Genomic DNA, 12,271 nt, shown 5'->3' on the forward strand with positions numbered 1-12,271 from the left:
ATGCTGGAAAAGCTGTTTCAACTCAAGGCACACAACACCAATGTGCGCACCGAGATTCTCGCGGGTATCACCACCTTTCTGGCGATGGCCTACATTCTGTTCGTGAACCCGAGCATCCTCGGCGAGACCGGCATGGACAAGGGCGCGGTATTCGTCGCGACCTGCCTGGCGGCCGCCATCGGTTCGACCGTGATGGGCCTGATCGCCAACTACCCGATCGCCCTGGCGCCGGGCATGGGCCTGAATGCCTTCTTTACCTACACCGTGGTGCTGCACATGGGCCACACCTGGCAAGTGGCGCTGGGTGCGGTGTTCATTTCGGCGGTGCTGTTCTTCCTGCTGTCGATCTTCCGCATCCGTGAGTGGATCATCAACAGCATTCCCCTGCCCCTGCGTTCGGCGATTGCCGCCGGTATCGGCCTGTTCCTGGCGCTTATCGCCCTGCACAACGCCGGCATCGTGGTCAGCAACCCGGCCACCATGGTCGGCCTGGGCGACTTGAAACAACCGGCTCCCATTCTCGCCACCCTCGGTTTCGCGCTGATCGTTGCGCTGGAAGCCCTGGCCGTGCGCGGTGCGGTGCTGATCGGCATCCTGGCGGTGACCATCGTGTCGATCGTCATGGGCTTCACGCCGTTCGGCGGCGTAACTTCGATGCCGCCGTCCCTGGCCCCGACGTTCCTGCAGCTGGATATCAAAGGCGCGCTGGATATCGGCCTGGTCAGCGTGATCTTCGCGTTTCTGTTCGTGGACCTGTTCGACAACTCCGGCACCCTGATCGGCGTGGCCAAGCGGGCCGGCCTGATGGGCAAGGACGGCCACATGCCGAAAATGGGCCGTGCGCTGATCGCCGACAGCACCGCCGCCATGGCCGGTTCGCTGCTGGGCACCTCGACCACCACCAGTTACATCGAATCCGCTGCGGGCGTAAGCGCCGGTGGCCGTACCGGTTTGACCGCCATCGTGGTCGCGATCCTGTTCCTGCTGGCGCTGTTTTTCTCGCCACTGGCCGCCAGCGTTCCTGCCTTCGCCACCGCGCCGGCGCTGCTGTTCGTGGCGGTGCTGATGACCTCGGGCCTGGCCGAAATCGACTGGGATGACATCACGGTTGCAGCGCCGGTGGTGATCACCGCCCTGGCGATGCCTTTCACTTACTCCATCGCCAACGGCATCGCCTTCGGTTTCATCGCCTGGACCGCCATCAAGCTGCTTTCGGGCCGCTACCGTGAGCTGAACCCGGCACTGGTGATCCTGTCGATTCTGTTCGTGATCAAGCTGGGCTGGTTCAACGCATGACTTTTGATGCCGCACGCTACACCGCTCAACTGCAAGACAAGGTCACGCGCTTGCGTGACCTGCTGGCACCGTTCGACGCACCCGAGCCGCAGGTCTTCGATTCGCCGCTGCAGAACTTCCGCCTGCGGGCGGAGTTCCGCCTGTGGCGTGAAGGCGGTGAACGCCACTACGCGATGTTCTCCCAGGACGACAAGCGCACGCCGATCCTGATCGAAGAGTTCCCCATCGCCAGCCAGCGCATCAACCAGTTGATGCCGCAACTCAAGGCCGCCTGGCAAGCCAGCGCCGCCCTGAGCCACAAGCTGTTCCAGGTGGAGTTCCTGACCACCCTGGCCGGCGACGCGATGATTACCCTGTGCTATCACCGCCCGCTGGATGAGCATTGGCACACGGCCGCGAACAAGCTGGCTGCCGACTTGAATGTCAGCATTATTGGCCGCTCCAAGGGCAAGCGCGATGTGATCGGCCATGACTATGTGGTGGAAAAGCTCGACGTTGGCGGCCGTACCTTCAGCTATCGCCAGCCCGAAGGCGCGTTTACCCAGCCCAACGGCACGGTGAACCAGAAGATGCTCAACTGGGCCTACGAAGCGTTGGGCGATCGCCCGGACGATTTGCTCGAGTTGTACTGCGGCAACGGCAACTTCACCCTGCCGCTGGCAACGCGCGTGCGCAAGGTGCTGGCTACCGAGATCAGCAAGACGTCGGTGAATGCGGCCCTGAGCAACCTCGATGAAAACGCTGTGGGTAACGTCACGCTGGTGCGCTTGTCGGCCGAAGAACTCACCGAAGCGCTTAACGAAGTGCGCCCGTTCCGCCGTCTGCAGGGCATCGATTTGAAAAGCTACGAATTCGGTAGCGTGTTCGTCGACCCGCCCCGCGCCGGCATGGACCCGGACACCTGCGAGCTGACCCGGCGCTTTGACACGATCCTGTACATTTCCTGCAACCCTGAGACCCTGGCTGCGAACATTGCGCAACTGCATGACACGCACCGCATCACCCAGTGTGCGATGTTTGACCAGTTCCCGTGGACGCACCATATGGAGTCCGGGGTGTTATTGACCCGGCGGTAATTCGACGTCCTCGGGTTCCTTCTTGCGTGGCCGCCCGCCCTTCTTGCCATTGGCTCGGGCGGCCGCGGTTTTGGCGGCGCTGCTTCTGCGACCGTTGCGCGACGCCACCAGGCTCGTGGCCAGGTCCATCAGGGCTTGGCTCGTGGCTATCAGGCCGGTAATGGATACCTCCAGGTCGCGGGCCTCACAGCAAAGTGCCTTACCGCCAAAGCCGACTTCCAGTTGCTCAAAATCTTCCTGGGAAAACCCTTCGAACTCCGGCAGGCCGGCCACTGGCAGCACAACGCGGCTGCCGTCGCTGAAACCAATGGAAATGCTGTCGTTTTCATAACGCACGTTGCTGGCGTTGGCGTACAGACGCTTTAACTTGCGCCCTCGGACTATTGCCTTATCAACATCAGCCGCAGTGAGCGGTTTATAGGGCACCGCTTTGGCTTTTATGACTTTCATAAATTAATCCCCACGCAATCTGGCGCTCTTATCAGATTCAAAATTGTCCGCTGCTCCACGGCATCGTGCCGGGCGCTGGCGATGACATACACACCACGTCGAATGACCAACCCTGGAACCAATTCGCCAGCGTCCCAATCCCAGGAGTGATTCTCCAGGCAAACCGTTTGCAGCTTTTCCCACCAGATCCTGCGTGCCCGCGCCAAGTAGTGCCGCTGCATGATTGCCCCGCGTATTTGGTTCAGGACCCTTATGGGCGGCCGACTCCGTTCGGGGTCCACATCCCACAACTCCACATCCCCATCCAGAAAACTGAAACGAAAGCGCGCGTCCCATTCCTTGCCCCTGACATGCACGTGGGGCGGGCAATGCTCATCCCTGAGAAATACCGAGATCACATAGCCTTTATAAGCACCTACTTTCATCGTAACCCATCCGTTAGGTTATTTTCCGCCAAGTTACACTTTCCCTCGTGCAGCCCGACAACCGGCTCCGAAATCCAGAAGCTGTTTCACAGATTAGTAACGACGAACAACCCGGCGAATGCCGGGTTGTAACCACTCATGCCGACGGCTGGAAATACCCTGCCAACGCCCGCAAATCCTGCTCGCTCAGCAACCCCGCGTAATACTTCAGCTGAATCCGCGCCAGCAAATACGCATGGCGCGCATTCGCCAGATCGCGGCGGGCAGTGAACAGTTGCTGTTCGGCGTCGAGCACATCCAGGTTGACCCGCTCGCCGCCGCTGACGCTCTTTTGGGTCGCGGTGACCAGCGCGGTGGCGGAGCTGACGGCCATTTCGTAGGCGCGCACCTTCGCCGCGCCGCTGGTGTTGAGGTTGAATTGCTTGCGCAGCTCCACCAGCGTGGCCGAGGTTTGCGCGTCCAGTTCGTATTGGGCCTGGGACAGCTGGTTTGCCGCCTGGCGGGTGGAGGCCGACACCGAGCCACCGGCAAACAGCGGGAGGCTGACCTGGATACCAACGCTGTTGGTGTCATATTTCTGGTTGTAGCTGCTTTCGGAGTCGGAGCTGGTCTGGCGGCTGCTGGCGTACAGGCTGACCTTGGGCAAGTGCCCGGCACGTTTACGCTCCACTTCATACTCGGCGACGTCCAACGCGTGGTGCTGGGACTTCAGCTCCGGGTTGTTGGCCAAGGCCAAATCGCGCCAGGTGTCGAAGCAGTTCGGCTCCAGGGGCGGGATCTCGAATTGACGGGTCAGCGGCGCCAGCGCCTCGATCTGCAGCGGTTGGCCGACGATGGCTTCCAACTCGCGCAGGGCACTGTCCTGGGCATCCAGCGATTCAATCTCTTCGGCCTGGGCCAGGCTCAGGCGCGCCTGGGTTTCCAGCACATCGGTGCGTGTGCCTTCGCCGCCCTTGAGCAGGCGGTCATTGAGTTGCAGGCGCTCGGCATACGCGCGTTTCTGCGCACGGCTCAGCTCGATCCGCTCCTGCGCCAGCAGCGCCTGGCTGTAGGCGCTGAGCACACGCACGGCGAGTTCCTGGCTCTTGCCGCGAAAGCGTTCGTCAGCCATCAGCGCCTGGGCAGTGCCCTGGCGAAAGCGCGCGTAGGCTTCGTAATCCAGCAGCGGTTGCTGCAAGGTCAGGGTCGAGGCGTAGCTGCGGTAATCGCGGTCGCTGGTGACATTGCCGACGGCGGTGCTTTGGGTCACTTGGGACTCATTGCGTGAGTTGTTATAGCTCCAGGACAGGTTCGGCAGCAGCCCGGCGCGACCGATCACGCGGTTCTCTTCGCCGGCTTCACGCTCCTGGATCGCCGCCTGGAACGTCGGATCGTTGCGCAGGGCCAAGTCGTAGGCGTCCAGCAAACCCAGGGCGTGCGCCGCCGGTGCACAGCTCAGACACAGGGTGAACAACAACGCCTTCATTCTTCCACCAGGGCCATGTGGGTGCGATCAAGCAGGGGTTTGAACAGGTAGTTGAGCATTGAACGCTCACCGGTTTTGACGAAGGTTTCGACCGGCATACCCGGCCGGACTTGCACGCCGTCCAACTGCTGCATGCCCGCTGCGCTGACCTGGGCGCGCAGGGTGTAGTAGGGCTCGTCGGTGCGTTCATCGACCTGGCGGTCCGCCGACACCAGGGTCACCACCCCGGCGATGCGGGGCGTGGTGGCCTGGTTGAAGGCCGAAAACAGCAATTCCACCGGCAAGCCCGGGTGCACCTTGTCGACCATTTGCACCGGCACGCGCGCTTCCACCAGCAGCGGTTCGCCCTGGGGCACGATGTCCATCAGCGCTTGGCCGGGCTTGATCACGCCGCCTTCGGTGTACACGTCGAGCCCCACCACCACGCCGGAAGCGGGCGCGCGCACCAGGCTGTTGGCCAGTTCGAACTCGGCCGAAGCCAGGCGATTGCGCAAGTCGTCGCTACGGGTTCGCGTCTCGGCCAGTTGGCCGCGCAGGTCTTTCTGGAAGTCCTCGCCAAGTTGGCGGATGCGCAAGCGCAGTTCCATGACCTGGCGCTGCAATTGGCCAATGCGCCCGTAGTCCTCGGCGATGGCGCCGTCGATCTGGGCATACAGGCCCTCGGTGTCGAGCAGGCGATTGCGTGGGATATAACCGTCGCGCGCCAACTCGCGCAGGCCCTGCAGTTGCTCGTTCAACGCCGCGCGCTGCTGGACTTTGCTCGCTTGCGAGTCTCGCGTGCCGCGCAACTGCGCCTCGGCACCGGCGATGGTTTCGCGCAGGCCTTGTTGCTCGGTGGCCAGGGCCTGGGCGCGGCTGGTGAACAACTGCCGTTGCAGGCTCAGGGTGCCGGCAGCCTCGGGATCGTTGAGCAATTCGGGCCCGAAGATGATTGCCGACAGGCCTTCGCTTTCGGCATTCAGACGCGCTTCGCTGGCCAGGGACGCCAGGTACTGGCTGCGCAGCGACTGCATCTGCCCGCGCAACGGGGTTTCCTTCAGGCGCAGCAATACCTGGCCGGCGCTGACCACGTCACCGTCGCGCACGTCTATGCGCTCGACGATGCCACCGGCCGGGTGCTGCACGGTCTTGCGATGGCCCGAGACCATGACCTTGCCCGACACGGCCACGCCTTTGTCCAGCGGCGCCAAGGCCGCCCAGCCAAGAAAGCCGGCAAAGCCTGCCAGCACCAGCAGCCAGCCCAGGCGCGAGTACTTTTTGTCGTCCAGCGCCAGCACATTGTTCGGCGGGTCGCTGACCCGTACCGGTTTACTCTTGCTCATGCCTGTTTTCCTTCACCAAGGCGGTAACTCATGCTCAGGCTCGACACCGGCTTGGCCGCCGCCGGTTTCTGCCGCGCTTCCAACACCCGAGCGGTCGGGCCGAAGGCCTGCAATTGGCCGTCCTTGAGGATCAGCAATTGGTCCGTCAGGCTCAGCACATTGGGTTTGTGGGTAATCAGGATCACCGTGCGGCGCTGTTTCTTGAGCTGGGCAATGGCCTGGAGCAGCGCCTGTTCGCCCACTTCATCGAGGTTGGCGTTGGGCTCATCCAACACGATCAGCGCGGGCAGGCCATACAGCGCACGCGCCAGGGCCACGCGCTGTTTCTGACCACCGGACAAGCCGGCCCCCCCCTCCCCCAGTTGTGTGTCGTAGCCTTCGGGCAGTTGCAGGATCAGCTCATGCACACCGGCCATCTGTGCCGCAGCGAGGACTTTCGCCGCGTCCACTTCGGCGAAGCGCGCGATGTTTTGCGCAATGCTGCCGGCGAACAACTGGATGTCCTGGGGCAGATAGCCGATGTGGGGGCCGAGTTGCTGTTTGTCCCACTGGGCCAGGTCGGCACCGTCGAGCCGCACCTTGCCGGCCAGCGGCGCCCAGGCGCCTACGAGCACACGCGCCAGGGTGGATTTGCCGCAACCCGACGGGCCGATCACCCCGAGCACTTCGCCTGCCGCCAGGTTAAAGCCCAGGTTGGCCAGCGCCGGTCGGCGGCTTCCCGGCGCACAGGCACTGATTTGCTCGACGCTGAGTTGGCCTACAGGCGCCGGCAAGCTCATGCGCGGCGGCCGCGCGGGGTTGGCGTCCAGCATCTGAGACAACCGCTCAAAAGCCAGGCGCGCCGAGCCCCATTGTTTCCAGACGCCGATCAACTGGTCGATCGGGCTGAGCACACGGCCCATCAGGATCGAGCCGGCGATCATCATCCCCGGCGTGATATCACCCTGCACCGCCAGCAATGCGCCCAAGCCCAACACCAGGGATTGCAAGGCCAAGCGCACACCCTTGGACCAGGCGGTGACCGTCGCGGTCTTTTCACTGGCCAGGTTTTGTTGTGCAAGGAACGCCTGATGCTGCTGGAACCAGCGCCCGCGCAAGGTGGCGAGCATGCCCATGGCTTCGATGGTGTCGGCATTGCGCAGGTTGGCCGTGGCCTGCTGGCTGGCGCTGATCGACAGCTGGCTGGCCAGGGCCATCGGTGCCTGGCTGACACGGTGGTTGATCCACGCCAGCGCGATCAGCATCAGCGCCCCGCCCAGGGCCAGCAGGCCGAGCCAGGGGTGGAACAGAAAGATCACCAGCAGGTACACCGGAAACCACGGCGCATCGAAAAACGCGAACAACGCCTGGCCGGTGGCGAACTGGCGCAAGGTGGTCAGGTCATGCAGCGCCTGGCCCGCCGCCTGGGTGCCGCCCTTGAGTTGCGCTTCGAACGCGGCGTCGTACACACGCTGGTTCAACCGCATGTCCATCTGCGTGCCGAGGCGGATCACCACCTGGCTGCGTACCCATTCCAACGCGCCCATCAGGCCGAACAGGCCGAGGATCATCAGCGTCAGCATCAACAGAGTCATCTGATTGCCCGAAGCCAGCACCCGGTCGTACACCTGCAGCATGTACAGCGCCGGGGCCAGCATCAGCAAATTGATCACCGCCGAGAACAGGCCGATGTTGAAGAAGCCACTTTTATAAGCCGTGAGGGCGGCCAGGGTTTCGTTGCCGGCGTGGCGCATCTGGGATTCTCGAAGGGTAGGCGCGCAGCGTCGTCGCGTTGACAGCCGATACGGCGCTGCGCAGAATTCGGCCGCCGTCGCTGAAGAGTTAGAAGGCTTGGCGACGGCGGTGTCATACGGCGAATGGGAGAGCGATCTTCCATTCGCTTTTTTCATGCAGCAGAGGCTTTAGGCCGCGAGCGCCCAGTCCTGCGCCACGTCTTGCACGCCAACCAGCGCGACATCGGTGGTGGCAGCCGCATGGGCCGCGAGGCCGGCAGACACTTCGTCAAAGGTGCTGGCAGTCGACAGACCAAAATCATCCAGCAAGTCGTTGAGCACCGATTCCAGGGCGCTGGTGTTGCCCTGGATCAGGCCGTAGATCACGCTCTGAACCTCGTTGCCGGTCCGGCCTGCGCCTTCGGCGGCGAACAGGTCGAGACCATTGAAGGCCACTTTGTAAGCACTCAGGTCGAAATCGCTGCCGCTGCCGCCGGTCAGGCCGGTGCCCAGCTCGACGTTATCCAGCTCGCCCCACAGGTAGTGGTTCAGGTTGCTGCTGGCAGGCAGGGTTGGGTTGAACACGTAGTGCAGGCCGTTGCTGGTGTCGCTGTCGGCGATAAACGCGTATTCGGAGTTGTTGGCACCGTGGGACGAATACTGGTCACCGCTGAAGGTGCCATTGCTGAACCCGCCGTTATTGCCGCCGGTGCCATGGCCTGCCGTGGCAAAACCAAGAGCCCAGTCCGACAGGTAGTCAGACAGCGAAGTAGTGCCCAGGTACGACTCGTAGCTAACAGAAATAGTCATCACTAAACCTCGTATATACAGCGCTATTGATCAGTGCGCAGTTGCGCACTTTTTGCCCAACCCTGGGCAAAACCGTGGTTGCTCCGGTGCCATGGCACCGGGTCAGAATTTGTATTCGAGCATCCCGCTCAACGTCCGCCCGCGCGCCAGGCTGAGGTTGTTGGCATCGCCCATGGCGACGAAATACGCCTCGTCGGTGGCGTTTTCCAACGCGAGCGAGATGTTCAATTGGTCAGTCATCCAGTAACTGGCATAGAAGTCATACACGGTGTATTTGGGCCACATCGCCTGGTCGATCAGGTCGTAACCCTGGCTATTCAGGTTTTCCCCATTACCGGAGCTGTAGCGCACGCGCACCCCGGTATCCAGGCGCTTGTCGAGGAAGCGCGCGCCGACTGTCAACGAGCCGCGATCAGCCGGGGTATAGGTGGCATTGCCCATGATCTTGCCGCAGCTTTCGAGGTTGTTGGCCGCCTCGTCATCCAGCACTTCATACGTGATGACAGGGCGGAACCCGATGGTGCCGTTGGGCCGGGTGAATTGCTCGATACGCGTGGTGGCGGGGCCAGCCTTTTTGGCACCGCCCATGTAATAGTTCTTCGAGCAAAACTCATTGCTGCCGATCATGTGGGTGTAGCTGAGGTTGGTATAAGCCCTGCCCATGTCGTAGTTGAGCTGGTACTCAAGGCCCCTGAAGCGGGTGTCATTGAGGTTATTGGTGTAGGCCATGATCCCGTTGAACCCGCCGACGGACGTCTCCGGCAAACTCACGCTGGTATTGAGGAACGAGAAGTTCTTAATCTTGGTATCGAAGTACGCCACCTTGATGCCCAGCCGGTCGTCGTTGAAAAACAGCGACTCCTTGAACACGTTTATCCCCACTTCCCAGTCGCGGGATTCCTCAGCCTTGAGGTAAGGGTTGGGAAACACCCGCTCGTTCGAACCCCCACCGTGCGGGCGGCCGCTCATGAAGGTTTCGGTGACCGCCGGCGGGCGCCAGCCCTTGCCCCAGCGCGTATACAGCTGCAGCCAGTCGAGGCCGGGTTTGATGCCAATACCAAAGGTCGGAGAAAACTGCCCCTCCTCCCGGTCGATGTCGTAAATATCCTCGACGCGCCGGGCCGGTGTGGTGTTGGTGTAAATACGGTCACGCTTGTAAAGCGTCATACCGGTGACGCCTTCGAGCCGATAGCGGTCGTAGCGCAGCCCGGCGTCCACGGTCAGCCAATCGTCGTATTCGTACTGCAGGTTATTGAACAGGCTGGCGATGGTGCGCTTGCCTTCGGGGTCTGCACTGGCGGTGTAAGGCAATGAGCCGGAGTTGACCGTGTTGGTCGACTCGATCTTGTTGGTGCTTGGCTTGAAGGTGTCCTGATACATCTCCAGGCCATAGTTCCAGCTCAGGTGCCCTGCGCGCCCCAGGTCAAAGCGCGAGGTGTTGTCGCCTTGCAGGCCCCAGGTGTCGGTCTGGAAATGGTCGGTGTAGGCCGGGGTGTAGTTGCCGGAACTCAAGGACGCGACGTTGGGCGAGTTGCCGCGATCCAGTTGGGTGGTGACATAATAGAGCTTGGCCTTGAAATCAATCAGCGGGTTATCCGGGCTGTAGCTGTAGTCCAGCGCCACGTTTTTCGCGTTGAGGTTATTCTTGCTGACGCGTTGGTAATAGGTGGTCTGAAGATCGTCGGTAATGTAGCCCCAGGAATCATTGCTGTCGGTGTCGCTCTCCAGGTAGCTCAACTGCACGCGCTGGTCGTTGGGCAGGTTCAGGCCAAACTTGACGATCTGCGAGCGGGTCACGCTGCCGGTGTCACCCACCTCACTGTTCAACCAGTCATCGAAGGCGGCCGGGGCATATTTCCTGGCGCGGATATTCGTGCCCAGGTTGTCGGCGTTGTGGCTACCCGCGCGGTAATTGCCGAAATGCCGCTCGCTGTAACCGAGCATCACATCACCGCGCTCGTCACCAAAGGCGAACACCCCGCTGCCGTTGAAGTAGGTGCCGTTGCCCATTTCCCCGATGCCGCTGCCGGCGCGAAGGCGCCCGCCGTAGTCCTTGCCGTCCTTGAGAAACTCACTGGCGTCCAGGGTCTTGAACGAAGCAATGCCACCCAGCACTGCCGCCCCGCCCTGCCCGGACTGGCTGCCCTTGTCGATCTCGATGCTGGAGATGAACTCCGGGTCGATCAGCAGGGTGCCGTTGCGCTGCTGGTGGCCGTTGACGTTGAAGTTCTGGCGCATGCCGTCGATGTTCATGTTCACGCGGCCGTAGTCCTGCACGCCGCGGATGTTCACCGACAGGCCGGGGTCGCGCTGATCGACGGCGGTGTAGACGCCGGCGGTTTCTTCGAGCATGTCGGCGGCGTGACGGGGCGGGCGTTTGTCGATCATGTCACGGCTGATGACGGCCACGGACTTTGGGCTCTGGTACACCCAATCGCTGGCCTGGCCATGGGTGTTGCCGGTGATGGTGGTGGTGCCGACGGTCATGGCGCCGTCATGGTCTTCGCTCACGCGGCTCAGGGTGACCTGGCGTTCGCCGGTAAACCTGTACTCCACCGGCGCGGCACCGAGCAGGCGGCCCAAGCCTTCCTGCACGCTGAAACGGCCTTTGAGCGCGGTGCTGCTCAGGCCTTGCAGGCGTTGGCTGTCGAACAGCACCTGCAGCCCGGCCTGGTCGGCAAAGGCCAACACGGCACTGCCCAGGGATTGCGCAGGAATATCGAACGTCAGTACGGCAGGCTGGGACGCGCCCGCCTGAGCCGGCGCGGCATACGCTGGCGCCACGGCGGCGAACAGGCCCAGGTGAATGGCCAGGGCTAACCGGCTACCGGTGATACGCCCCTTGGTGAGTGCTGACATTTCTGACTTTCCCTACGCAGATATTTTTTTGTTTATGCGAATGCTTCTCACCTAGCAAGACGTGCGACGCGCAGGAAGTCAGTAAGATTTTTTTCAAATGATTTTCGTGCAGGGGTTTCAAGCGCGTGGGAGAGGGCCTCCCACGGGGTCATCAATAGATCAGGCTGAGGCCCGCCAGGTCCAAGCGTTGCACTTGCAGCTCCTGGGTGAGGGTGCCGAGGGCGGTGTCGAGCATGTCGAGACGGAATACGCCGCTGACTTCCCGATTACCCAGGTCCGCGTCCGTCAACACCACGCGCCCAGGTCGATAGCGGTTGAGTTGCTCGACGACCTTGGCCAAGGGTTGGCGATCAAAGATCAACACGCCGCGACGCCAACTGGTGGCGCGCTCCACATCGAGTTGATCAAGGGCCAAGATGCCGTCCTGGAGGCTGTAGCGCGCGGCCTGGCCCTCCTTGAGCACACGGTCGCTGGGGCCGTTTTTCGCCGAAGCCTGCAGGGAAATCGCGACGCTGTGCTGCAACACCCCGACCCAGGCCTGGTCGTCATCCTCACGTTGCACCACAAACCGTGTGCCCAGCGCGCGGGTCTGCCCGCCGGCGCTCTGCACCACAAAGGGCCGGGTTTCCTTGCCCACCATCGGCGCCACATCAAAAATCGCCGACCCCTGGATTACGCTGACGCGCCGCTGCACGCCGTCGTAATCGAGGCGAATGGCGCTGGCGGAATCCAGCTCCACCGTGCTGCCATCGGCCAGGTGCACCGTGCGCACTTCGCCTTTCTGGGTAACGTAATCGGCCTGCAGGTGCAGCAAGGCGTCCGGCCCGCGCACCCAGCCGATGCCGGCCACCAGCAC

At 62.4% G+C, this 12,271-nt stretch carries 10 protein-coding genes; 2 read left to right on the forward strand and 8 right to left on the reverse strand.

Annotated features, from left to right (window positions below):
• Both WBR57_RS28995 and trmA read left to right on the forward strand, forming a co-directional pair.
• Positions 1 to 1,296: an NCS2 family permease gene (locus WBR57_RS28995; RefSeq protein ID WP_034100857.1), complete on the forward strand. Its 1,296-nt coding sequence runs from the start codon at positions 1 to 3 to the stop codon at positions 1,294 to 1,296.
• Positions 1,293 to 2,372 carry a tRNA (uridine(54)-C5)-methyltransferase TrmA gene (gene trmA, locus WBR57_RS29000; RefSeq protein ID WP_424088790.1) on the forward strand — a complete coding sequence of 360 codons (1,080 nt, stop codon included), beginning with the start codon at positions 1,293 to 1,295 and terminating at the stop codon, positions 2,370 to 2,372. Before WBR57_RS28995 ends, trmA begins: the two co-directional genes overlap by 4 nt.
• On the opposite strand, the gene WBR57_RS29005 is transcribed toward trmA, so the two are convergent.
• From WBR57_RS29005 to WBR57_RS29040, 8 genes are all read right to left on the reverse strand, one after another.
• The gene (locus tag WBR57_RS29005) at positions 2,355 to 2,822 is read right to left on the reverse strand and encodes a DUF2442 domain-containing protein (RefSeq protein ID WP_424088792.1); all 468 of its coding nucleotides are present in this window, start codon (positions 2,820 to 2,822) and stop codon (positions 2,355 to 2,357) included. The genes trmA and WBR57_RS29005 overlap by 18 nt on opposite strands.
• Entirely contained in the window at positions 2,819 to 3,247 is a 429-nt protein-coding gene (locus WBR57_RS29010; RefSeq protein WP_424088794.1) for a DUF4160 domain-containing protein, read from the reverse strand. The genes WBR57_RS29005 and WBR57_RS29010 overlap by 4 nt, the downstream gene beginning before the upstream one ends.
• Positions 3,248 to 3,383: 136 nt before the next feature.
• On the reverse strand, positions 3,384 to 4,712 hold the full coding sequence (locus tag WBR57_RS29015) for a TolC family outer membrane protein (RefSeq protein WP_424088796.1): 1,329 nt from the start codon (positions 4,710 to 4,712) through the stop codon (positions 3,384 to 3,386).
• Positions 4,709 to 6,034 carry an HlyD family type I secretion periplasmic adaptor subunit gene (locus WBR57_RS29020; protein ID WP_424088798.1) on the reverse strand — a complete coding sequence of 442 codons (1,326 nt, stop codon included), beginning with the start codon at positions 6,032 to 6,034 and terminating at the stop codon, positions 4,709 to 4,711. Before WBR57_RS29020 ends, WBR57_RS29015 begins: the two co-directional genes overlap by 4 nt.
• Positions 6,031 to 7,767 (reverse strand): type I secretion system permease/ATPase, encoded by a 1,737-nt coding sequence (locus WBR57_RS29025; RefSeq protein ID WP_424088800.1) that lies wholly within the window; start codon positions 7,765 to 7,767, stop codon positions 6,031 to 6,033. The genes WBR57_RS29020 and WBR57_RS29025 overlap by 4 nt, the downstream gene beginning before the upstream one ends.
• Before the next feature lie 168 nt (positions 7,768 to 7,935).
• A complete protein-coding gene (locus tag WBR57_RS29030) occupies positions 7,936 to 8,556 on the reverse strand; it encodes a heme acquisition protein HasA (protein ID WP_424088802.1) in 621 nt (206 codons plus the stop codon).
• A gap of 102 nt (positions 8,557 to 8,658) precedes the next feature.
• Positions 8,659 to 11,415, reverse strand: a complete 2,757-nt coding sequence (locus WBR57_RS29035; RefSeq protein ID WP_424088804.1) for a TonB-dependent hemoglobin/transferrin/lactoferrin family receptor — start codon at positions 11,413 to 11,415, stop codon at positions 8,659 to 8,661.
• A 151-nt stretch (positions 11,416 to 11,566) separates the two neighbouring features.
• Positions 11,567 to 12,271 (reverse strand): FecR family protein (locus WBR57_RS29040; protein WP_424088806.1); only part of this gene is annotated, 705 nt, incomplete at its 5' end.

The organism is Pseudomonas sp. (assembly GCF_049590575.1).
In the GTDB taxonomy this organism is placed as follows: domain Bacteria; phylum Pseudomonadota; class Gammaproteobacteria; order Pseudomonadales; family Pseudomonadaceae; genus Aquipseudomonas.